This window comes from Flavobacterium galactosidilyticum (assembly GCF_020911945.1).
GTDB lineage: Bacteria > Bacteroidota > Bacteroidia > Flavobacteriales > Flavobacteriaceae > Flavobacterium > Flavobacterium galactosidilyticum.
Map to the genome: position 1 here is coordinate 852,426 of NZ_CP087135.1, position 23,953 is coordinate 876,378.

The 23,953-nt window shown below is 32.7% G+C and carries 23 protein-coding genes; 6 read left to right on the top strand and 17 right to left on the bottom strand.

Translation table 11 applies throughout. From position 1 onward, the window contains the following. Positions 1–24 precede the first annotated feature (24 nt). The 11 genes from atpG to LNP27_RS03745 form a co-directional block, all read right to left on the bottom strand. Positions 25–885 carry an ATP synthase F1 subunit gamma gene (atpG, locus tag LNP27_RS03695; RefSeq protein WP_229943162.1) on the bottom strand — a complete coding sequence of 287 codons (861 nt, stop codon included), beginning with the start codon at positions 883–885 and terminating at the stop codon, positions 25–27. A gap of 81 nt (positions 886–966) precedes the next feature. After that, positions 967–2,544, bottom strand: a complete 1,578-nt coding sequence (gene atpA, locus LNP27_RS03700) for a F0F1 ATP synthase subunit alpha (protein WP_229943163.1) — start codon at positions 2,542–2,544, stop codon at positions 967–969. A 38-nt stretch (positions 2,545–2,582) separates the two neighbouring features. Next, entirely contained in the window at positions 2,583–3,116 is a 534-nt protein-coding gene (gene atpH / locus LNP27_RS03705) for an ATP synthase F1 subunit delta (RefSeq protein WP_229943164.1), read from the bottom strand. 4 nt (positions 3,117–3,120) lie between these two features. Beyond that, positions 3,121–3,612: a F0F1 ATP synthase subunit B gene (locus LNP27_RS03710; protein WP_229943165.1), complete on the bottom strand. Its 492-nt coding sequence runs from the start codon at positions 3,610–3,612 to the stop codon at positions 3,121–3,123. 82 nt (positions 3,613–3,694) lie between these two features. Then, complete coding sequence (gene atpE / locus LNP27_RS03715; protein ID WP_031453874.1) at positions 3,695–3,895, bottom strand: ATP synthase F0 subunit C; 201 nt, start codon at positions 3,893–3,895, stop codon at positions 3,695–3,697. Positions 3,896–3,935: 40 nt separating this feature from the next. Further along, the gene (gene atpB / locus LNP27_RS03720) at positions 3,936–5,078 is read right to left on the bottom strand and encodes a F0F1 ATP synthase subunit A (protein WP_229943166.1); all 1,143 of its coding nucleotides are present in this window, start codon (positions 5,076–5,078) and stop codon (positions 3,936–3,938) included. A gap of 517 nt (positions 5,079–5,595) precedes the next feature. Continuing rightward, complete coding sequence (locus LNP27_RS03725; protein WP_229943167.1) at positions 5,596–5,820, bottom strand: AtpZ/AtpI family protein; 225 nt, start codon at positions 5,818–5,820, stop codon at positions 5,596–5,598. Next, the gene (locus LNP27_RS03730) at positions 5,804–6,196 is read right to left on the bottom strand and encodes a bactofilin family protein (protein WP_229943168.1); all 393 of its coding nucleotides are present in this window, start codon (positions 6,194–6,196) and stop codon (positions 5,804–5,806) included. Before LNP27_RS03730 ends, LNP27_RS03725 begins: the two co-directional genes overlap by 17 nt. Positions 6,197–6,198: 2 nt before the next feature. Continuing rightward, positions 6,199–8,826: a type IX secretion system periplasmic lipoprotein PorW/SprE gene (porW, locus tag LNP27_RS03735; RefSeq protein WP_229943169.1), complete on the bottom strand. Its 2,628-nt coding sequence runs from the start codon at positions 8,824–8,826 to the stop codon at positions 6,199–6,201. Between the two features lie 220 nt (positions 8,827–9,046). Next, positions 9,047–9,742, bottom strand: coding sequence for an ABC transporter ATP-binding protein (locus LNP27_RS03740; protein WP_229943170.1), 696 nt, complete (start codon positions 9,740–9,742; stop codon positions 9,047–9,049). A gap of 42 nt (positions 9,743–9,784) precedes the next feature. Then, a complete protein-coding gene (locus tag LNP27_RS03745) occupies positions 9,785–11,248 on the bottom strand; it encodes a DUF5687 family protein (protein ID WP_229943171.1) in 1,464 nt (487 codons plus the stop codon). Between the two features lie 302 nt (positions 11,249–11,550). On the opposite strand from LNP27_RS03745, the gene LNP27_RS03750 reads away from it, so the two are divergent. Further along, positions 11,551–12,603: a ferredoxin--NADP reductase gene (locus LNP27_RS03750; RefSeq protein ID WP_229943172.1), complete on the top strand. Its 1,053-nt coding sequence runs from the start codon at positions 11,551–11,553 to the stop codon at positions 12,601–12,603. 262 nt (positions 12,604–12,865) lie between these two features. Here the strand turns inward: LNP27_RS03750 and LNP27_RS03755 are convergent, their stop codons facing one another. Then, positions 12,866–13,873 (bottom strand): glycosyltransferase family 9 protein, encoded by a 1,008-nt coding sequence (locus LNP27_RS03755; RefSeq protein WP_229943173.1) that lies wholly within the window; start codon positions 13,871–13,873, stop codon positions 12,866–12,868. A gap of 48 nt (positions 13,874–13,921) precedes the next feature. Next, the gene (locus tag LNP27_RS03760) at positions 13,922–14,527 is read right to left on the bottom strand and encodes a DUF4254 domain-containing protein (protein ID WP_229943174.1); all 606 of its coding nucleotides are present in this window, start codon (positions 14,525–14,527) and stop codon (positions 13,922–13,924) included. Positions 14,528–14,614: 87 nt separating this feature from the next. Here LNP27_RS03760 and upp point away from each other — a divergent pair, with 87 nt between their 5' ends. Continuing rightward, positions 14,615–15,268, top strand: a complete 654-nt coding sequence (gene upp, locus LNP27_RS03765) for a uracil phosphoribosyltransferase (protein ID WP_229943175.1) — start codon at positions 14,615–14,617, stop codon at positions 15,266–15,268. Here upp and LNP27_RS03770 read toward each other — a convergent pair. Then, complete coding sequence (locus LNP27_RS03770; protein ID WP_229943176.1) at positions 15,263–16,192, bottom strand: DUF6427 family protein; 930 nt, start codon at positions 16,190–16,192, stop codon at positions 15,263–15,265. The genes upp and LNP27_RS03770 overlap by 6 nt on opposite strands. 140 nt (positions 16,193–16,332) lie before the next feature. Between LNP27_RS03770 and LNP27_RS03775 the strand changes: the two genes are divergently transcribed. After that, complete coding sequence (locus tag LNP27_RS03775) at positions 16,333–16,563, top strand: DUF6341 family protein (protein WP_229943177.1); 231 nt, start codon at positions 16,333–16,335, stop codon at positions 16,561–16,563. Positions 16,564–16,591: 28 nt separating this feature from the next. On the opposite strand, the gene purD is transcribed toward LNP27_RS03775, so the two are convergent. Continuing rightward, complete coding sequence (purD, locus tag LNP27_RS03780) at positions 16,592–17,866, bottom strand: phosphoribosylamine--glycine ligase (protein ID WP_229943178.1); 1,275 nt, start codon at positions 17,864–17,866, stop codon at positions 16,592–16,594. Positions 17,867–17,999: 133 nt separating this feature from the next. Between purD and LNP27_RS03785 the strand changes: the two genes are divergently transcribed. Genes LNP27_RS03785 through LNP27_RS03795 form a run of 3 tightly spaced genes read left to right on the top strand, consistent with a single transcriptional unit; the run spans position 18,000 to position 21,590 of the window. Further along, positions 18,000–19,313: a phenylacetate--CoA ligase family protein gene (locus LNP27_RS03785; RefSeq protein ID WP_229943179.1), complete on the top strand. Its 1,314-nt coding sequence runs from the start codon at positions 18,000–18,002 to the stop codon at positions 19,311–19,313. A gap of 4 nt (positions 19,314–19,317) precedes the next feature. Next, a complete protein-coding gene (wecB, locus tag LNP27_RS03790; RefSeq protein ID WP_229943180.1) occupies positions 19,318–20,406 on the top strand; it encodes a non-hydrolyzing UDP-N-acetylglucosamine 2-epimerase in 1,089 nt (362 codons plus the stop codon). Continuing rightward, entirely contained in the window at positions 20,406–21,590 is a 1,185-nt protein-coding gene (locus LNP27_RS03795; RefSeq protein WP_229943181.1) for a glycosyltransferase family 4 protein, read from the top strand. Before wecB ends, LNP27_RS03795 begins: the two co-directional genes overlap by 1 nt. Here the strand turns inward: LNP27_RS03795 and LNP27_RS03800 are convergent. Further along, positions 21,587–22,939 (bottom strand): exopolysaccharide biosynthesis polyprenyl glycosylphosphotransferase, encoded by a 1,353-nt coding sequence (locus tag LNP27_RS03800; RefSeq protein WP_229943182.1) that lies wholly within the window; start codon positions 22,937–22,939, stop codon positions 21,587–21,589. The genes LNP27_RS03795 and LNP27_RS03800 overlap by 4 nt on opposite strands. Next, positions 22,939–23,922 carry a UDP-glucuronic acid decarboxylase family protein gene (locus LNP27_RS03805; protein ID WP_229943183.1) on the bottom strand — a complete coding sequence of 328 codons (984 nt, stop codon included), beginning with the start codon at positions 23,920–23,922 and terminating at the stop codon, positions 22,939–22,941. The genes LNP27_RS03800 and LNP27_RS03805 overlap by 1 nt, the downstream gene beginning before the upstream one ends. Positions 23,923–23,953: the final 31 nt, after the last annotated feature.

The following is a 23,953-nucleotide window of genomic DNA, read 5'->3' on the forward strand; positions in this document are numbered from 1 at the left end:
TTTTTAATAAAATATAATAATGTATTACCCTTTCAATGCTTCCGCTCCACCCACGATCTCTAAGATCTCGTTAGTAATTGCAGCTTGACGGGCTTTGTTATAAGTTAATTTTAATTGATTTCGCAATTCAGTTGCGTTATCTGTTGCTTTATGCATCGCAGTCATACGCGCTCCGTGTTCTGAAGCAAATGAATCACGAATACCTTTGTACAATTGTGTTTTTAGTGATTTAGGAATCAATGTTAAAACAATTTCTTCTTTCGAAGGTTCAAAGATATAATCACCAGGAGTAACATTTAAATCACTTTTTAAAGGCGCTAAAGGCAAAAACTGTTCTGTTTGAACGATTTGTGTAGCAGCATTTTTAAATTGATTGTAGATCAATTCAATCCTGTCATATTCACCAGAAACGAATTTCTCAGTCAGTACATCAGCAATAGCAGCAACATTATCAAAAGTCAAATTGTCATACACAGTGCTATGATTTGCAACAACAGTGCTAGTTTTTCCCAAAACATCATTTCCTTTTTTACCTATAGCAAAAACATCAACTTGTTTGCCTGCATAATATGCAGTACGGTTTTTAGCTTCCTTAATTGCATTAGTATTAAACGCACCAGCTAGACCTCTATTAGAGGTAATTACTACAAGTAATACTTTCTTTATTTCGCGTTGTGTCGTATATTCTCCACCAGCGTCACCTTCAAGAGTAGCTGAAAGATTTTGCAATAATTCCGTTAATTTTTCGGCATAAGGGCGCATCGCTGTGATTGCATCTTGTGCTTTCTTTAGCTTTGCTGCAGAAACCATTTTCATCGCTGATGTGATCTGCATCGTTGATGAAACGGAAGTAATTCTATTACGGATTTCCTTTAAATTTGCCATCTTTATTGTATTAAGATTTAAGTATCAAGCATTAAGTATCGCGATAATCTTGATACTTAATACTTCTTACTTAATACTTTATTAGTTATATTTTGCTGATAATTCTTTTGCTACAGATTGAATCACATCAGTAATCTCATCTGTTAACTTTCCTGCTTTCAATGCATCAAGAGTAGCTCTGTGTTTGTTGTTTAAGAATTCTAAAAAATCTTTCTCAAATTCTCTTACTTTATTCACAGGAACATTTCTCAATAAGTTCTTTGAACCAGCATAGATAATAGCAACTTGGTCTTCAACAGTATATGGATCGTTCAAACCTTGTTTCAAGATCTCAACGTTTCTTTTTCCTTTTTCAATTACGTTCAATGTAACCGCATCAAGATCAGAACCAAATTTAGCAAACGCTTCCAATTCACGGAATTGTGCTTGATCTAGTTTTAAAGTTCCTGCTACTTTTTTCATTGATTTAATTTGAGCATTTCCACCAACACGAGATACCGAAATACCAACGTTAATCGCTGGACGAACCCCAGAGTTAAACAAATCTCCATCAAGGAAAATCTGACCATCTGTAATCGAAATTACGTTTGTTGGGATATACGCAGATACGTCACCAGCTTGAGTTTCAATAATTGGCAAAGCAGTCAATGAACCACCACCTTTTACAATTGATTTCAATGAATCTGGTAAATCATTCATGTTTTTAGCAATTCCGTCATCCGCAATTACTTTACAAGCACGTTCTAATAAACGACTGTGTAAGTAAAAAACGTCTCCAGGATATGCTTCACGTCCCGGTGGTCTTCTTAATAATAAAGAAACCTCGCGGTAAGCAACAGCTTGTTTAGATAAATCATCATAAACAATTAAAGCTGGACGACCTGAATCTCTAAAATATTCTCCAATTGCTGCACCTGCGAACGGAGCATAAACTTGCATTGGAGCAGGATCAGAAGCATTAGCAGCAACAATAATAGTGTAAGCCATTGCTCCTTTTTCTTCTAACATTTTTGCAATACCTGCTACAGTTGATGCTTTTTGCCCAATTGCAACATAGATACAAAATACTGGTTTACCAGCATCGTAAAACTCTTTTTGATTTAAGATGGTATCGATACAAACAGTTGATTTACCTGTTTGACGGTCACCAATAACTAACTCACGTTGACCTCTACCCACTGGAATCATTGCATCTACTGCTTTGATACCTGTTTGTAACGGCTCAGTTACTGGTTGACGGAAGATAACTCCAGGAGCTTTTCTTTCTAATGGCATTTCGTATAAGTCACCACCTATTGGCCCTTTTCCATCAATAGGAAAACCAAGTGTGTTTACTACACGTCCTACCATTTGTTCTCCTACTTTAAGAGAAGCAATACGCTGTGTTCTTTTAGCAGTTGAACCTTCTTTGATTCCTGTTGATGGTCCTAAAAGTACCACACCAACATTGTCTTCTTCAAGATTCAAAACAATAGCCTCAAGACCGTTGTCAAATTCTACTAACTCACCGTATTGAACATTTGAAAGCCCGTAAATACGAGCAATACCATCTCCAACTTGAAGTACTGTTCCTACTTCTTCTAGCGTAGCGCCAGATTCAAAACCTTCTACTTGCTTTCTTAATATTGCTGATATCTCAGCAGGTTTGATTTCCGCCATCTTAATTTATAATTTAGACACTTTAAAGTGCAATAAAACTAGTTACTTAACTCTCTTTTTAAAACTTGTAATCTATTAGCAACTGAAGCATTGTACTCTTTGTCGCCTATTCTTAAAATAAATCCTCCTATAATAGATGGATCTATAGTATTTACTATTGTGATTTTCTTATTTGAAAATTCTTTTATTTTTTCAGAAACTTTTGCTTCTAAAACAGAATCCATAGGAATCGCTGTAGTTACTTTCACAACTTGGAAACCATTGTTTTCATCAGATAAAAGAATATATTGAGAAACGATATCTCCTAAAATTTCGAATCTCTTGTTTTCGAATAACAAATGGAAAAGACTTTTAGTCAATTTAGTTGTACCTGCGAAAACTTCAGTCAAAGCACTTTCTTTCACACCAACAGAAATAGTAGGGTTTTGAATAAAATTATTCAATTCCTCATTTCCACTAATTGTTGAAGAAATCAAAGCCATATCTTTATAGACTTCTTGCTCATTTCCTGCAGAAATAGCTAAATCTAAGAATGCTTTTGCATAACGAATTGCTGCTCTAGTTCCTGACATAATTTTAGTTTAATTTTACGTCACCTAACATTTTCTCAACTAATTTAGTTTGAGCTTCTTTATTAGATAATTCGTCTTTCAATAATTTTTCTGCGATATTCAATGACAAAGTAGAAACTTGTGTTTTCAATTCAGCCATAGCTGCATTTTTCTCCGCTTCAATAGCAATTTTTGCTTGTGAAATCATTCTTTCTCCTTGAACTTGTGCTTCTTTTTTAGAATCAGCAACCATTTTATCTCTCATTTCACGAGCTTCTTTTAGCATGTTATCACGCTCTAATCTTGCTTCTTGTAAAATACGTTCGTTATCTGCAGTTAAATTCTGCATTTCTCTACGCGCTGATTCGGCAGAAGCCAAAGCATTGTTAATAGATTCTTCACGACCTTTTACTGCTCCCAAAATTGGTTTCCAAGCAAATTTTCTTAAAAGTAGAAAGAAAACAAAGAAAATGATCGTTGTCCAAAAAATTAAACTCTCCGGTGCTGTAAAATTCATATGTATATATTTAAAATAATTTTTTTGTTTTAGAAATAAAAACTCCCTGTAGCCAACCGCTACAGGAAATTTTAATTTTTAATTACTTTGCAATTAAAGCAACAACTACTGCGAAAAGCGCAACACCTTCAATAAGTGCAGCAGCGATAATCATAGCAGTTTGGATTTTTCCAGCAGCTTCTGGCTGACGAGCAATTGCATCCATAGCAGATCCACCAATTTTTCCAATTCCAAGACCTGCTCCAATTACTGCTAATCCAGCTCCGATTCCAGCTAATACCATAATGATAAATTTATATAGTTAATAATTATTAAAACTCAGATTAATGATGATCGTGCTCTGCAACAGCCTGACCGATAAACAATGCTGATAACAACGTAAACACATAGGCTTGTAATGCTGCAACTAACATTTCTAATACACTCATAAATAAAACGAACGCTCCAGAAATAGGAGAAACCATTACCGTTTCAAATATAAAGATTAGTGAAATTAAACTTAAAATAATGATGTGACCTGCCGTAATGTTAGCAAATAAACGAATCATTAATGCGAATGGTTTAGTTAACATCCCAATCAATTCAACAGGAATCATAATTGGTGCTAACCAAAACGGAACTCCTGGCGTATTGAAAATATGCCCCCAATAATCTTTATTTCCACTTAAAGTTGTAACAATAAAAGTAATTAATGCCATTACAAAAGTAAAATAAATATTTCCTGTCAAGTTTGAACTAAATGGGAAAAACGGAATTAAACCAATAAGGTTGTTAATCCAAATAAAGAAAAAGATTGTCAAAAGGTACGGCATGTACTTTTCGTATTTTTTTTCTCCAATGTTAGGTCTAGCGATATCATCTCTAACAAAAGTTACAAGTGGCTCAAGAAAACCAGCGATCCCTTTTGGTGCCAATTCGTTTTTCTTGTATGATCTTGCAACAGCTAAAAATAATAAAAACATTATTATAGAAGACATAAACATTGAAAATACAAGTTTAGTGATTGAAAAGTTTAATGGTCTTGCATCAAATGCAAATGCACCATTTTTTCTTTCCTCTACAGTTAGTTTTTCAAATTTATCTGCATAATAAATAACTTCGTTGAAACGCACTAACTTTTGGCCATTAACATCAACAACATGTTTTGCTTCATTGTCATGGTGAAATCTTTCAGAAGAGAAAATTTCTAAACCACTGTTAGTCCACAAAATTACTGGTAAGTAAAAAGAAATAGGATGTCCGCCCCAGTCTGCAATATGAAACTCATGAGAATCACCAATGTGAGAATTAATTAATTCTGTAGCATCAAATGCTTTCTTTTCATGAGAGACTTCTTCATGCTGAACAGCAACTGCTTCATTAGCAATAGAAAGGCTATCAACCACTGGATTTGCAAATCCAAAATAAGGAATACTGGCTACTAAGGCAACTAATAAGAACTGAACGGGTTTATTTGAAAATACCATTATTAAATTGTGTGTCTAATTTTACGTTTCAAAATTTTTTGCAAAGGTACATAATTTATTTATAATTGAAAATATATCATTTTGTTTTTAAGACTAAAAATCTATTTAAATAACAATCATAACATATTATTCCTTTATTGTTTACTTAATAAACGAACTGCGAACAAAGTTTCGAAAAACAAGTATAAAAAATACGGGATAAAAAATGCACTTACATCCGGAATCTGGCTCTCAAGGTCTGACTGAATCAAGGGTATAAGAAAAACAATTGCAGCCATCATTTTGAATAAACTAAATCCCATGAAGGCAAATCCGGTTTTATCAGCAAAAGTTCTATTTACAAATAAAAGAAAACCATAGCTAACTAGAGTAATTAATAGGTGAAAAAGATAAATACTCCAGGTCGAATAAAAAAAGGTAATATTTTGAAAAAAAGAATCAATTGTGTATTTTTGTATGAAAAAAAGTACAATTGAAAAGGGAATTATTAACTTCAAAAATTTGTAAAATTGCTGCATTAATCGTCTTTGTTTAAATTTTCAACCTGTCTGATAACATTATATAATGCTATAAAAACAGCTAAAAGTGATAATATTATTGTAAAAATAGATGTATTAGTATATTTTTCATCCAGCCACATTCCTAAATAAGTAAAGCAAAAAATGATCACACCCATTTGAAAAGGAATATTCATCATTACTAGCCACTTATTAGTTTGCTTTGGATTATTGTTTTTTTCCATCAGTAAGCGATCCTTTTTTTTGATTGTTACTCATCACACAAGAAGCGCTAAAATCAGCACCTGGCTCAACCGATAACTTGCCTACGCTAACTTCTCCAGCAATGCTAGCTTTCGACTTTACATTCAGCACTTCAGTGATTTGCATACTTCCGTTAAATTTCCCTTCAACATCAGCATTTTTGCATACAATATCCCCTATAACACTTCCGGCAGGTCCAATAACTATCTTTCCAACTGACTGAAAATTACCTATTAAATTTCCATCTAATCTAAAATCAGCTTCTGAAATGATATCTCCTTTTATGGTAGTCCCTTCTACAATTCGATTGGTTTTACCTAAAAGATCTGTGTATGATTTTGGCTTTTTGTCAAACATAATTATTTCTTTTCAAGTGCTAAATAGTTTTCAAGATTTTTCTTGATTTGGATCACTTTATAGTTTTCAGCTGAAATTACAATTGCTGGATTTGTAATTTTAAATTTTGCATTATCTTTTAAAACTAAAGCAATATCATCAGCATAAGCCTTAGTTTTTATACCGTGAATAGTAATGAAATTTTTACTATCAGTATAAATATCATAAGAAAAAGTCAGTTTTTGAAGGTTCTCACTAGCAATGAATTTCATGATTTTCTCTTCTAAATCTTTTGTGCTTTTATCCTCCCGTAAGCCTACTTGATATAAAACTTTCCAGCTATTGGACTCCGTCGTGACAAATTCTAATTTCTCTAAAAGTGGGATTTGATCATTGATTATCGTTTGTGCGTTTTTCCCTTCTTCACGATTTGGATAATTATCCGCAACAACTTGCAAAGCGTTTTTGTAAGCAGTAATACCTTTCAATTTGCCAATTGTGTTTGCTTTTAATAATTCGAATTTTGATATAATTTCATCACCTGAATACTGCGTTATTAATGGGTCTATACTCTCTAAAATTAAAGCAAACTGCTCCTTCTCAAACAATTTATACCATTTATTATAGACACTTTCCGGTGATTCGTTTTGCGAACTAGAATCTACACCGGTGTTATTAACGATTTGCGCATATCGAGATTGTGGATACTGAGCGCTAATTTTATTCTTCATATCATTTGCTTTACTAGCATCAGCAATCTGATATAATTTATACAAATTGTACATAGCAGGAAGCACTAGTTTTTCCTCAGGATCGCTGCTCAATAAATCTTCCAGCTTTGCAATAGCCAAGCGATTTTCTTTAAATTTTTCTTTGTAAATAATACCTAATTGATAATTAGCAAAATTGCGTTCTTTGTGGATACTATCTATTTCCACTGTTTCTGTTGGAAGCTGTTTTAGGTAAAAATCTGTGGTGTATTGTTCAACAATTTTGGTGGCATTTTCATCATTTTCAGCAATGTCACTTTCTTCAGTAGCTGAATCAGCGAGACTAGTATTTCCTTTAACCGATGCATTTCTCCAGTTGCCCTCTAAAACTCTAGTTCCCCATACTTTTTTAAATTCTAATTTTCCAAAAGCAACTGTTGTAGGATTATAGAAATAAAATGTAGTTCCTGCAGTTTTCGAATTTGTACCTGGCATTGCAGGTGGCGTCATTGCTGATCTTCTGGTTGGTTGCGGAGCATCGGGATTAGAAACAACATCAAAAGAGGAAGCTGCATTATTTCTATTAATGTTTTCTTGTTTCTCCTTGTTTTTTTCTTCTAAAATTCTTTTTTCCTCATCTTGCTTTTGAAGCTTTAAAATATAATTCTCAAAATAAGTTACTTTATCAGCAGGATTCATTGCTACAACTGTTAGAATACTATCATTCCTTTTTGCAACTGCTTCATACAAAATAACCTCATCGAGATTGCCTCTTATTTTTTGGATTTTGATGAACTCTCTAGACTTTGCATTCAGTTTAACTAAAGTACTATCATAATATTTTGCCGCTTGAGAATAAGCAGCATCTCTAAAATACATATTTCCTAAGTTCCTATAATTTGATGCTGTTAGATAAGCATCTTTAGAGTTTGTTTGCAAAGACGCATTGTAAAATTCTAATGCCGCTTTTTGATTGTTTTTCTTGTCATGAAACAAAGCCATCTGATGAAAAATCAAATCTTTATAAGGACGATTTTCTCTATCTTTTATTAATTTATCAAATGTTTTTTCGAAATTAACAGAATCACCATTTTGATAATCAAACAACTCTGCTTTTTTAGCGTGTGCTTGAATGACAAATCGTCGATCTGCTTTTCTATTCATTTCGATAACCGATTTATATGCAGCAACAGCGCTGTCCTTGTACCCGAGTTCTTGATACAGCTGACCTAAAATGAAACGGTAGCGCGCTTTTTCCTGATTTACTTTAGTAAATTCGATAGCCAATTTTATTTTCGCAACAGCACTATCCTTCTCTTCTACATTTAAAAAAGAAGCGGTTAGCAATGCATTTGCATCGGCAAAAACTTGATGTTTTAATTTCTGATCTTCCAGTAATTTACTGATGTTTTTTATAACTAAAGCATCATTTCCTAAACGCATGTTAGTTTTTTCACGCCATATCTTAGCTTCGTAAATCTTGCTACTGTTTGGATATTTGTACAAGACATAGTTAAAAGCATCTAGAGCTGGCACAAATCGTTGATCGTGATACCTCGCTTTTCCAAGCATTAAATAGGCTTCATCTATTTGACTATTTTTTTCTCTTCCTCCAATATTCATGGAGTGTTTTTGGATGGCTTTAGTAGCTTTGGCTTCAGCCAATTCAAAATCAGCATTACTAGATTTATTGCTGGTGGATATCTCATCCTTAATTTGCATCTTTTCTGGTGGCAAGAGCTCCCAAAAATCGTCCTCGTTATTGGCTTGAATTGATTTCAGTCCTTTTTCAAAGCCTATTCCGCCATTGTATAAAATGTTATACTTAGTGCTTAATGCGTGCGAATTTCTAGCCAAAAAAGTGTCTTTTTTAGTAGAACAAGCTACTAAAAAAACTAAAAATGACGGAATAAATAAATGTTTGATTATATTGATTTTCAATGGAAAACGTTTTTATCAATTAACTATTAAATATACTTTTTAGTATATTGACTGGTAAAAATACATTTCTTTTTGATATCGTGAAAATTATAGCGATTTAATTGAATGTTCCTCTCGTGCGTGAGGGATGGAAGCGGCATCCTTTATTTTCTTTCTTTAAGAAAATTAAAGATACAGCGCACAGCCCGATCCGAAGTTTTCACGAAGGGTCACGCCCAAATTAAACGGCAAAAAACAATTCTAATTCCTTCAATGTTTCTTCAGAAGTTTGAATATCTTTAACTACTTCGCCTTTATGCATCGCAACAATTCGATCACTAACCTCAACGGTGTGTTGCAAATCATGACTAGAAACTAGTACTGTGATTTCAGGATTATCGGCAAGACCTTTAATAATTTTCTTTAATCGGAATTGAGTTGTTGGATCTAAATTAGCAAAAGGTTCATCTAGAATAATAACTTCAGGATTTCCAATTAATGTGGCGATGATTCCTACTTTCTTCTGATTCCCTTTTGATAAATCTCTTAAATATTTTTTATTTTTAAGGATTTCACCATTAAAAAATTCTTCATGTTTAGCCAATAAAGCATCAACATCGGCTTTGTTTTGTCCGCGTAAATCGCCAATGAAATAAAAATATTCCTCAGGAGTTAAGTAGCCTATTAAGAAACTCTCGTCTAGAAAAGAAGCAGTAAATGGTTTCCATGCTTCGCTTGTATTTACCTCAACACTATTATTGATGATATTTCCTGTTGAAGGTTGGATTAAATCCAATAAAAGACTAAAAAAAGTAGTTTTTCCAGCGCCGTTGTTTCCAACAAGTCCAAAGCTTTCGCCTTTTTTAATTTCTAATGAATCTATTTTTAGTACGGTTGTTCCGTTATATGTTTTTGAAAGCTTGTTTACTTGTATCATTTTATAAAAGTTAATTTGATGAATGGTTTGATGAAATTACTATTATCCTTTTTGTTTGTAAGCTGCTATAGTTGCGTATTTCTCTGTTTTATATACTTTTTCAATCAGTGAAAAAGCTTTGTTTTTCAAAGCAAATCCTATTACTCCTACTGCGGCTACTAATACTAATCCTACATTAGGATTGGCATATTTAGAACCCAACCAATAGAGTAAAACAGGTAATCCTAATTGAGGAATAGAGATCAACATCGTTTTCATATTGAATGCTTTTTTATCACCAAAAGCGCCTTTTCCAGAACTCAAATCAATTGGCGTTTTAGTATAAGCACCGCCTAATAAAACCAAATGCGAATTCACGCCAATATTATAAATGGCACCCACTATAATAACCAGATAGGTTTGAAAGCCAAAATAAAGATAAAATGACGCCACTATTGTCGTAAGTATAGTTGCAATAACCATCAACCACCATTTAGAGCTCAAATATTCTTTGTACGGAATGTTTTGTGTCATCATTAATTGGTAATAAGCGCTGTCCCAACTCGGAACAAACTGTCCGAAAGTGATTAAAAATCCTCCTGAGACAAAAATTCCTGCAAAAATGTGCATCACTGGACCATAAAAAGCAGTTGAAGAAAAAAACAGAAGACCATAAAACAGAAACATAACACTTAATCCAATGGTAGTTTTAGAACGTTTGTTTCTCTTAATAAGTTTAATGTCATTTTTTAAGAAAGTACCAATGGTTCCAAATTTATTGAGCCAAGTTAAATTCTCCGTTTTAGCCACATCGTATTTATTAGAAAGTCCAGCATCAAGGTATAAATTTCTTTTGAAATAAAGGAAAGTGAAGTAATACAATACGATCAAAACCAAAACTGGAATTGCAAAGGCCCAATAGGTATTGAAAACAGCATTAAAAAATGGTGCTGTAATCTCCGTTATATTAAATAGTCCATAATAGTGTAATCCGCCTAAAATAGCTGCTATTCCTAGGAAAATTACAAATAAATTATCTTTATTGCTTAGTATAATATTGATAAAGTTATTGATGTACAGCAAAGAGAATATTCCCGTAAACCAAAGAATTACGTATATTACATCATAGCCTTCAATCATTAAAACAATGCTGAACGGAATCAAGAAAAAACCATGAACTAAATTGAAGAATGATAACACAGTTTTACCTAAAGAGAAATGTACAATTGTTGCTTTTTTTATAGGGAAAATCAATAGCGGACGGATATTCATTACAGGTATTTTTTGCAACAGCAATCGGATGATTAAATCCATTACTACATAGTAAATCATGAATTTATTTACAGTTATGATTGGATCTAAATTCATTTTCTTGAAGATATAGAAAACGCCAATCCCTAATGCTAAAAAAACTAGAATGAAATAAGCAGCAACAAAACCCATCAGGATTTTTAAAGCCAAGTTGGTCGCGAAGGAAGCCGATCTAAAAAAAGCTTTCCATTCGAGATAAAGGAATTTTTGAATCATAGTTTGGTTATTTTGGTTGTATAGTAGGTACGTAAAACTAGGAAAACGTTACAAAAAAGTGCTTCTTATTTTAAAAAATCAACCACAAATTACACGAATTAAGACAAATTCTAATTTTTCCTTATTTCACTAATTTATCAAGACTAAAATTGGTGTGATTTAATTTTAAAATAATTCAATTCGTGAATTTTCGTGCTGTTAGTCTCAAAAAATATCCACTACTTTACCCCTATTATAAATTTTCAAATACTTTGATTTAAGAAACCTAATCAGTTTATTATCTTTGTCCAAAAAACAATCACATGTCATCCTTTTTAAAACTAATTATAAAAGAAGTAAAACGCGAAACTAAAGACGCCGTTTCTATCCTTTTTAACGTTCCTGAAGAACTTAAAGCAAATTACAATTTCATTGCTGGTCAATACCTAAATTTGAAATTAACATTAGACGGTCAGGAAATTCGTCGTGCGTATTCGATATGCTCATCTCCAGAAAGTGGCGAACTTCGCATTGCAATTAAAGCGGTTAAGCACGGTACTTTTTCTCCATTTGCCAATACAAAACTAAAAGCTGGAGATGTAATTGAAGTGGGAACTCCCGAAGGAAAATTTACATTTGAACCACAAGCGGAGCGACAAAAAAATTATGTGGCTTTTGCAGCTGGAAGCGGAATTACACCAATTATGTCAATACTAAAATCAGTATTAAAAAACGAACCGAAGAGTTCTTTTGTATTGGTTTACGGGAACAAAACGCCAGAAGAAACCATCTTTCACCAAGAATTACACGATTTGCAATTACAATATGTAGGACGCCTTTTTGTTCATTACGTATACAGTCAAGCTAAAGTGGAACCTGCTTTGTTCGGGCGAATTGAAAAATCGACAGTGAATTTTGTTCTGAATAATAAACACAAGGAATTGGAATTTGATAAGTTCTACTTATGTGGTCCAGAAGAAATGATTAATATCGTTTCTAATGTTTTAAAAGAACACAACGTTAAGGACAGCGCAATAAAGTTTGAATTATTTGCTTCTTCTAGTGCTGAAAATAATATCGAAAAATCATTAAGCGGACATTCTAAAATCACAATTATGGTGGATGATGACGAAACCACTTTTGAAATGTCTCAGAAACAAACCGTTCTTGATGCCGCTTTAAAACAAGGTATCGATGCTCCTTATTCTTGCCAAGGCGGAATTTGCAGTAGTTGTCTTGCTCGTGTTACATCAGGAACTGCTGAAATGACTAAAAACTCGATCCTTACTGATAAAGAAATCGCAAGTGGATTGATTCTTACCTGTCAAGCGCATCCAACATCTGAGAGTATTTATATTGACTATGATGATGTTTAGAAAATAAATATCCACTATTTAAAATTCCAAACTCCAACTTAAACATTGGGCTTTGGAATTTTTAATTTTATGCCAAATGAAAAGACCACGAGAGCTTTTTAAAAACAAACCACCTTCTGGAGGAAACTGAAAAACAACAAAGGGAATCGATACGTTTTGGCCTGTAGCCACCTGATTTTGAAGAATCCATTTCTAATCTAAAGCGATTTTTAATAGTACGATGTAGAGAAAATGGGATTTGGCTTTAAGCCAAGTTAAAAATCTACAACAGCGACTGAATATACGCCACCACTTTGTTAGGTTCAATCGTTCGCATTACATCCTCATAACCTTCAACTTTTTTATTTCCATAAACTGATGTTGGCAATAAAGGATATTTTTCTCTATCGGAAACCAAAGCATGTTCCAGCGGTTGATTAAAAGGTGAAAATCCAGCAAAAGGATGTGTTGCACCCCAAAGCGTTACAACTTTTATACCAAGCATTGCAGCAATATGTGCATTTCCAGAATCCATAGAAAGCATCACATCTAAATTACTAATCAATTGTAATTCCTGTTGAAATTTAATTTTACCTGCCATATTTATGACGTTATCTTTACCTTTTGAAAGCGATTCTAACACTTCAATCTCTTTCTTTCCACCGCCAAAAAGCAAAATAGTATGATTACTATTTAGAGCCAGTTCATTTATAACTTCTTGCATTAAATCTATCGGATAAACTTTAGAATCATATTGCGCAAAAGGTGCAATTCCGATCAGTTTTTCTTGATTGTCACCAATAATTTTTAAAATTTCAACATTTAAAATAGCTTTTCCTGGAAATTCTGGTGTTGATAAATTTACAGGAAAACCAATCTTTTCGAAAACTTTACAATGCCTTTCAAACATAGTTGGCAATTGCTTGAAAAATTTATTTTCAGCGCGAGTGAGTTGTTTTTTCTCTTGACGTCCTTTATCAACTGCCGCAACTTTTTTTCCGCTTAAAGCAAAAAGGTTTCGGGTAATTTGAGAACGTAACACATTGTGTAAATCGGCAAAAGCATCAATATGAAGTGCTCTTAAATCTTGGAATAATCGAAGCAATCCCAAGAACCCTTTGTGACGTTCTTTTTCATCGAAAGCAAAAAAAGAAACATTAGGGATTCCGTCAAAGAAAGGCTTAAAAAAAGGACGGGAAATTACCGTCAATTGAATTGCTGGATATTGTTTTACAAAAGCGCGTAAAACAGGAACCGTCATGGCGACATCTCCCATTGCGGAAAGTCTCATGACGGCTATATGTTGGATTGTATGTGACAATGCTGAGTTTGCCAAAAACTATTTCTTATTTTGGTACAATACAGGATTTAATTCATCGTCATTGTACATTTTCATTTGCTTGTACACTTTCATGAATTTATCACCCTTTTCAATATCAGTTAGTAAATCGTCAATGGCTGCAGATAAATCTGTTCTTTGTTCTAGTAAAACATTCAATTTTACTTGACATTTATCTCTATGATCTTGAGTAGCTTCCTCGCGAGTAGCTTCCTCATTCATATGATAAATTTTCAAAGCTAAAATAGACAATCTATCAAAAGCCCAAGCCGGACTTTCAGAGTTAATTTTAGCATTGTCTTTGATAACAACCTGACTGTATTTTTGAAGAAAATAACTATCAATATATTCTACCATATCAGTACGTTCTTGATTAGAAGCATCAATTCTACGCTTTAAGGTCAAGGCCGCAACTGGATCAATATTTGGATCGCGAATAATATCTTCAAAATGCCATTGTACGGTATCAATCCAATTTTTATGATACAACAAATGTTCAAATTTATCTTTAGGATACGGATTGCTGATAGGTTGATCTACACTATCAAATTGATGATAGTCCCTAATACTTTTTTCGAATACAGAATAAGCTAATTTTGAAAACATATTTTTATATTTTATAATCACAAAGATACTTTTTATACTTTTATACGGTAACAAAAACTGTAGAAGTTTAATAGCAAAACCCAAATCATGCAAATTCATAATTTATCAGAAAATAATAGTGTCCTGAATCACTTTTTAGGACAAATAAGAAACATAGATGTTCATCGTGACAGCATGCGTTTTAGAAGAAATATTGAACGAATAGGCGAAATAATGGCTTATGAACTAAGCAAAGAATTAGAATATAAAAACATTGAAATTGAAACGCCACTTGGTATAAAACAAACAACAGCTATCAATGATAAACTCGTTTTATGTTCAATTCTACGAGCTGGACTTACGTTGCATCAGGGTTTTCTAAATTATTTTGACGACGCTGAAAATGGTTTTATTTCAGCCTATAGACACCATCCAAACAACGATGATTATTTTGAAATAAAAGTGGAATACCAGGCTGTTGCCGATATTAATAATAAAAACCTTTTATTACTTGATCCCATGCTCGCAACGGGTCAATCAATAGTTGCCGTTTTTAATCAATTAATGGAACGAGGAAGTCCTAAAGAAATTCATATAGCCGTTGTTATTGCAACTCCAGAAGGAATTGCTCATCTTGAGGAACACCTTCCTGAAAACTGCCATCTATGGATCGCTTCTTTAGATGATGGGCTTGATGCTAAAAACTACATTGTTCCTGGACTTGGTGACGCGGGTGATTTAGCTTACGGAATAAAATTATAATTGAGAGAAAAAAGCAAACATGCTACATAAAATAAGCACATAAAGAGCTAGTTCTTTATTCAATTTTAGTTGTGGCATTTCAATATGACTCGTTGCCATTATTGCTAAAGGAGCAAAAGTAAAAATGAGCAAATCGTTACTTTTATTACTTGAAACCATAAATATAAGAACACCAATAAAAAAAGAAGCTATAATTTTCTTGTAGGAAGTGATTAAAAGTTGCGGTCTATTTGACAATGTTGAAAACATAGAAACTACAAAAAACAAAGCAACTGTAGCATAAATTGAGAAGGCAGCATTTTGATAATTAGTGGTAAAATAGTTAATCTCAAAATTTGTTTCAACACTTTGATTAAGGTATTCAAAGCCGTTCAAATTAAAAACTGCTGCATAAATTAGAAAGAAAATTGTTACCACAAAAAAAGCTATGAATGGTAATATCCAGTTTCGATAATCTCTAGAAACATGAAACAGTATTGATATAAAAACCAAAACTATGAAGATTATGCTCCAAAAATGAAATAATGCTGCCAAAAAAATCCAAAATGACGCATCAAATATTTTTTCTTTCGACGCTTTGAGCGACTGAAGTGAAATTAATCGGCGTAGCGCAAGGAGTATAAAAAAGTTAGACACAATCAGATTAGTATGATCTAAAACTGACGGAAAAAAAAGGAGAAACAAAAAATAAAAAAAGATTGTGAATGTACTGTCTTTACTCAATCCGTTCTTCTTAGCAATGAAATTTGCCATAAAGACAGAAGCTACTAAAAGGCAAAATAAACCTACTTTTGTTACTATTAAAAAGATGGAATTTGTCCAAGATAAATCTTGCCATAGAAACAGTAAAAAGAAAAACAGCATTAAAATCCCAACCAATAAAAAATTTAATGGTGTAGATTTTCTAAAAACACTTGTTATCATAAGGATATTTTATACTTTTGTGTTCGTAAATATAATACTTGTTTAAAAAGTAAACCTAGCAAGACCGAAAAGATTCTCAAAATTTGAGTTTTTATTAGTCTAAGCACATAAAACAACTACTAAAATTAATTTTATACATTATGAAAGCATTTTTCGAAGCAATACAATACTTATTTGTAGACATTTTATTTGCTCCACTTGACTTTATTCGCTCTTTAGAATTGTCATCTTGGTTTGCGGCAAATACAATCAACTGGATTTTCATGATTATTTGTGTCGCTGCAATGGTATATTGGATCAAGCAATTAAAATTGCACAAAGACAATAACGAAGACAATCAAGACACAACTGCACATTCATTTTTTAAATAAGATTTAAAAAATATAAAGATATTGGAAACTATTTCAAGTCGTTTCCAATATCTTTTCTAAAATACATCTTATCAAAATTTAGTTTATCTATATTCTGGTAAGATTTTTTTATGGCCTCTTCAAAATCATTTCCGTACGAAGTAATGGCTAAAACTCTTCCTCCATTTGAAACAACATTGCCGTTATCTAGTTTTGTTCCTGCATGAAAAACTATAGAATCTTCAATGGTTTCTAATCCTGAAATTAATTTCCCTTTTTCGAAATCCTCAGGATAACCTCCAGATACAACCATGATTGTTGTTGCACTTCTTTCGTCAATTTCTAAAGTAATTTCATCTAGCTTTTCTTTGGCTACAGCCAAAAATAACGCGACTAGATCAGTTTTCAATCTAGGGATCACCACTTCGGTTTCTGGATCACCCATTCTCACGTTGTATTCAATTACAATGGGTTCGTTATTGACATTGATTAATCCAATGAAAACAAAACCTTTGTACGATATACCATCTTTTTGAAAACCATCAATAGTTGGTTTTACGATACGTGTTTCAATTTTTTCCATTAAAACAGCATCTACGTAAGGAACTGGAGAAACTGCTCCCATTCCGCCCGTATTCAATCCTGTATCACCTTCGCCAATGCGTTTGTAATCTTTAGCAGTTGGGAGAATTTTATAATTCTTTCCATCAGTCAATACAAAACAACTTAGCTCTATACCGTCTAGAAATTCCTCGATAACCACTTTAGCACTTGCTGTACCAAATTTTTGATGCACCAGCATATTTCTCAACTCTTCTTTGGCTTCTGCCAAATCTTGAATAATCAAAACTCCTTTTCCTGCTGCAAGTCCATCTGCTTTCAAAACATATGGAGGTTGCAATGTTTCCAGAAATTCACATCCTTTTTCAACTGTTTCTGCCGTAAAGCTATCGTATGCTGCCGTTGGAATGTTATGTTTGATTAGAAATTCTTTTGCAAATTCTTTACTTCCTTCCAGTTGCGCACCTAATTTAGATGGTCCAATTACTGGTATATGTTTTAAGTCAGCATCATTTAAGAAGAAATCGTAGATTCCTTTTACTAATGGATCTTCTGGACCTACAACAACCATTGTTACATTTTCTTTAATAACAAATGTTTTTATAGCTTCAAAATCAGTTGGACTTATAACAACATTAGTCGCTATCGATGCAGTACCAGCATTTCCTGGCGCTACAAAAAGTGTGTCACAAAGCGGACTTTGAATCATTTTCCATGCAAAAGCATGTTCTCTTCCTCCAGAACCCAGTAGTAAAATATTCATTTTGTAGATAGTTAGTTATAAGCCGCAAAAATAATTGCTTTTGAACTTAAAAAATAATTAATTCCTAAAAACTTGTTGGTAATTGTCCAATAGTTGTTGGTAAATATTATTTTTGATGAAATAAGAGCTCATAATGTTTCCACTATTCGACCTTACACTTAAATTTAATGGTTTTCCTATGAAGGAAGCAAAATCCGAATTGCAAAAAATTATAGCTTTATCTGAAGTTGATCACGAAATTTTTATTGAAAATAAAAAGCAACAAATTGTTGCTTTCCATTTGCAAAATAATGCCTTTTTTCAAAATTTAGTGGGTTCAAAAAAATTTAAAAACTGGAACGACTTACCTATTTTAAATAAAAAGAATTTACAAAGTCCATTATTAGAAAGGCTATCAAAAGGCTATTCCCTAAAAAAAAGTTACATAAATAAAACATCTGGCTCTAGCGGAACTCCCTTTATTTTTGCCAAAGACAAATACTGTCATGCTATGACCTGGGCTTCAAACATCTATCGTTTTGGTTGGTACGGAATCGATTTTAACACTTCATATCAAGCACGATTTTATGGAATTCCATTGGATTATATTGGTAACATAAAAGAACGAATTAAAGATTTTTTAAGTCATCGTTTTCGATTTTCGGTTTTTGATTTATCGGACGAAGTTTTAGAGAAAATGTTGAAGACATTTCAACGTGAAAAATTTGATTATATCAATGGCTATACGAGTTCTATCGTTTTATTTGCCAAATATTTGCAGAAAAAAAATATTGTTCTTACTGCTATTTGTCCAACTTTGAAAGTGTGTATGGTTACCTCCGAAATGCTTTTTGAGGATGATAAGATACTTTTAGAAAAGCAATTTGGCATTCGAATTATCAATGAATATGGTGCTTCAGAATTAGACTTAATAGCTTTCCAAAATACGGATGGAGAATGGCAGGTAAATGCTGAAACGCTATTTGTTGAAATCTTAGATGAAAATAATCAAGCGGTTCCTAATGGTACTTCAGGCCGAATTGTAATTACTTCCTTATTCAATAAAGCGCATCCATTTATTCGATATGACATTGGTGATATTGGAATTCTAGACGAAAAAAGTACACTACAAAAACCAATTCTAAAGAAATTGATTGGGCGTACTAATGATATTGCAATTTTACCAAGTGGCAAAAAAGCACCAGGATTGACATTTTATTATATCACAAAAAGCATTATTGAAGATGATGGAAATGTAAAAGAATTTGTAATTAAACAAACAAAAATAGATACTTTTGAAATCGAATATGTGAGTGAAACCGAATTAAATTCGGCACAAATTCAAAAAATTGAAAAGGCAATTATGCTTTATTTAGAAAGTGATTTAGTGTTCATCTTCGATAAAAAAGATAAATTAGAACGAAACAAAAGTGGAAAATTGAAACAATTTGTTTCATTTGTAAAATAATGCTATGAAAATCACAATAGTTGCTGGCGCAAGACCCAATTTTATAAAAATCGCACCCATCATTAAAGCGATAGATAAAAAACAAGCCGAAGGTGCAGAAGTCTCCTATCGATTGGTTCATACTGGACAACATTATGACAAAAACCTCAGTGATACATTTTTTCAAGAATTAAATATTCCTGAGCCCAAAGCAAACTTAGTGGTAAAAAGCGGCTCACAATCCATACAAACTGCTGCAATAATGGTCGCTTTTGAACAAGAATTACTTCAAAATCCATGCGATTTAGTTTTGGTGGTTGGAGATGTTAATTCGACTATGGCTTGTGCGATTGTTGCTAAAAAATTAAACATTAAAGTAACTCATGTAGAGGCAGGAATTCGCTCGGGTGATATGACAATGCCGGAGGAAATCAATCGAATTGTTACGGATAGTATAACCGATTATTTTTTCACCACTTCTATTTGGGCAGGAGAAAATCTGTTAAAATATGGAGCTGATGCTGCTAATATCCATTTTGTTGGAAATGTAATGATAGACACTTTGTATCAAAACTTAGATCGAATTTCAGCACCACTTTTCTGGAACGAATTTAATTTAGAACCCAAAAATTATATCATTTTGACTTTACATCGTCCATCGAATGTTGATGAGGAGCAATCATTGATTCAACTTTTACAAGGAATTGATACAATGGTTGGAGACAAAAAAGTGATTTTTCCTCTTCATCCAAGAACAAAAGCGATTTTAGGCGATACCAAGTTGAACTTGAAAAATATCGTCTTTGTTGAACCACAAGGGTATTTGAATTTTATGTTTTTAATTAAAAACAGTTTTGCGGTCATTACAGATTCTGGCGGAATTTCAGAAGAAACTACAGTTTTAGGGATTCCTTGTTTCACCATGCGAAATAACACTGAAAGACCAGAAACGCAAACCATAGGTACGAATACTTTAGTTGGAACATCGATTGCGAATCTAAATAAAATGTTTGGATATTTTCTTCAAAATGGTCCTCGAAACGCAGGAATTCCTGAACTTTGGGACGGTAAAGCATCTGAACGAATAATTGATATTTTACTTTCAAAAAAGTAATGGGCGACATCCTTATCATAACGAATTACTATCCGCCAGAGAAAGGCGCAGCTGCCAATCGCATTGAGCAGCTGGCTTTAAAATTACATCAAAACAAGTATAAAGTTACCGTGCTTTGTCCTTTAGGAAATTATCCCAAAGGCGAATTGTTTCCGCAATATAAGGGTAAATTTTCGGTTACTGAAAATCTTCAAAACATACTTGTTAAACGTCTTTGGATTTATCCAAGCAACAGTAAAAATACGATCAAAAGACTAATATCTGTTTTATCCTTTTCTTTGGGACTGTTTTTTTACTTATTGTTTCAAAAAACACCTCAAAAAGTAGTAGTACAATCACCGCCGTTACTGCTTTCTTTTATTTCCGTTTTTGTTCTTTCGCTGAAGCGCAAAAAAATCATACTCAATGTTTCTGATTTGTGGCCCACTGCTGCCATTGAACTGAATGTTTTAAAAGTAAATTCATTTTCACATCGTATTTCATTATTTTTAGAACGTTTTATCTACAAAAAAGCCCATTTAATTTTGGGACAATCCAAAGAAATCATCACTCACATCCACACTGTTTTTCCTGAAAAGAAATGCTTCTTATACCGCAATTTCCCAGAATATCAAAACGTTAAAATTGATTTAGAAACCCAAAAAAACGAACCTATTAAAATTTTCTACGCCGGTCTTTTTGGTGTTGCGCAAGGCGTTTTAGAATTGTGCGAAAAAATAGATTTAAAAGACCTAAATATCGAGTTACATCTGTTTGGTGATGGCGCAGAAAAAACAGCGATTGAAGCGTTTATTTCATCCGATACAGACCAAAAAAAATTCTTTCATGGAATGTTAGAGCGCAACGCATTACACGAAATATTAAAAACCTTTGATATTGCTATTGTTCCATTGAAAACTAGGATTTATGGCTCCGTTCCTTCAAAGATTTTTGAATATGGTGCATTGGGGTTTCCTATTTTATATTTTGGTGGTGGCGAAGGCGAGAATATCGTAAATGAAAATTCTTTAGGATGGGTTTGTAAGGTTGAAAACTATACCGATTTGAATGAAAAACTAATTGAACTTTCAAAACTAAGTAAATCAGAAATTCACAAAATGAAAAAGACCATATTTAAAAAATCGCAAGAAGTTTTTAATCTTGAAAAGCAGATGAATTATTTGTTGGATAAAGGTGTATTCTAATACGCTTTATCGTCCCCTTTTAGGGTATTAAAAATTGTTTTGAAGATAATCTCTATATCTAAAAGAATAGACCAATTTTCGATGTAAAAAATATCGTATTTCACTCGATTAATAATATCTTCATCGGTTTCTACCTCGCCACGAAATCCTTTAGTTTGCGCTAGTCCAGTAATGCCCGGTTTTACAAAATGGCGCACCATAAATTTATCCACTTTAGAAGCATACAAATTCGCAACACTAACCATGTGAGGCCTTGGTCCTACAACTGACATTTCGTCAAAAAACACATTAAAAAATTGAGGTAGTTCGTCGATACTGGTTTTACGAATAAACTTTCCTATCCGAGTAATACGCGCATCATTTTTAGAAGATAATTCCAAATCAGCGGTGTCATTTATTGCCATAGATCGAAACTTGTAACAATTAAATTTTTTATAATTGAGTCCATTTCTTTTTTGTATAAAAAATACTGGTCCTTTAGATTCCCATTTTATCAAAATAGCCATTATTGGTACCAGCCAAGATAGAATAGCAATGATAATAAATGAGGAAAAAACAAGATCAAAAATTCGTTTGATAAATTTATTAAAACGTTCCTCCTGTAAAATATTTCTCAAAGAAATTACAGGAATATAATCATAAAACTCAAACTTTATATTAGCTGATAAAATTTGATTTCCATCAGGAATAAACTTTAAAGTTTTCAAATTGTTATCGGCAAAATCTATTATATCGGCCATTTCATTCTCTGATAGATCAGCCAAAGAGCAATAAATTTCATCGATTTCTTTTTGGAAAACAAAAGAAAGGCATTCCTTAATTTGCAACTTTTTATCTTCTTTTAATGGAAATATTCTAACTAGTCTATAACCGTAGTCTGGGTTATCTGTAAAAAAATCTTTGAGCGGATTAATTTTCTCTTCATTTCCCAATAAAACTACTGTTCTTGAATTTCCGCCGTATAAAACTCTTAATCTTCTTAAAAAATAATAGATAAAAAGTTTAATAGACAAAACGAGAAGTACTACAGTTATAACAAATAAAACTACCTTTTTTTGATTAAAAAATTCAGAATAATACCTCTCTAATGCGAGACAGAATAAACCAAATAATGCAGTTTGCTTTAATGCGTTATTTAAAATAGTAATAACTCTTGTGTAACGGTAAACTTCATAAAAACCTAAATATACCGCAATAATAAACCATCCAAAACTAATAAGAAATGCATAAAATAATGGTTGTTCGTGAACGGGTACTAAATAAATAGACAAAGCATTGATGATTATAAAATCGATCAGATAAGAAAATGGACGAATATAGCCTGAATATCTTCCTGTTTTTGCTTTCACTACTTTATATAGCTTGAAAAATCTTTATGTTCTTCTTTAGAAAGTTCCTCCTTAGATAAAGATTTGAAATAATCATAGGTAATTTTCATACCTTCTGCACGACCTACTTTAGCTTCCCATCCTAATAAATCCTTTGCTTTAGTAATGTCGGGCTGACGTTGTAAAGGGTCATTTATAGGCAGCGGATGGTACACTACTTTTTGATTGGTTCCCGTCAATTTAATAATTTCTTCAGCAAAATCCTTGATTGTAATTTCGTCTGGATTCCCAATATTTACTGGATAAACGTAATCAGAATGTAATAATCTAAAAATTCCTTCAACTTGATCATCGACATAACAAAATGAGCGTGTTTGCATTCCGTCACCAAAAATCGTTAAATCTTCGCCACGAATTGCTTGTCCGATAAATGCAGGAATAACACGGCCATCATTGAGTCTCATTCTTGGACCATAAGTATTAAAAATTCGCACAATTCTAGTCTCTACACCATGAAAAGTATGATACGCCATTGTAATCGATTCCTGAAAGCGCTTGGCTTCATCGTAAACACCTCTCGGTCCTATTGTATTTACATTTCCATAGTATTCTTCTGTTTGTGGATGAATTAATGGATCACCGTACACTTCAGAAGTTGATGCAATAAGAATTCTAGCATTTTTTACTCTTGCTAATCCTAAAAGATTATGCGTTCCTAAAGAGCCCACTTTTAGTGTTTGAATAGGAATTTTCAAATAATCTATAGGACTTGCAGGCGAAGCAAAATGAAGAATATAATCTACATTACCTGGTACATGGACAAACTTTGTAATATCATGATGATAAAACTCAAAATTTTCTAACTTAAATAGATGTTCAATATTTTTCAAATCTCCCGTAATGAGATTATCCATCCCAATTACAAAATAGCCTTCTTTGATAAAACGATCACAAAGATGTGAACCTAAAAATCCTGCAGCTCCAGTAATAAGTATTCTTTTCATAGTTTTTGAATTTTAGAAACGAAAGAAGATT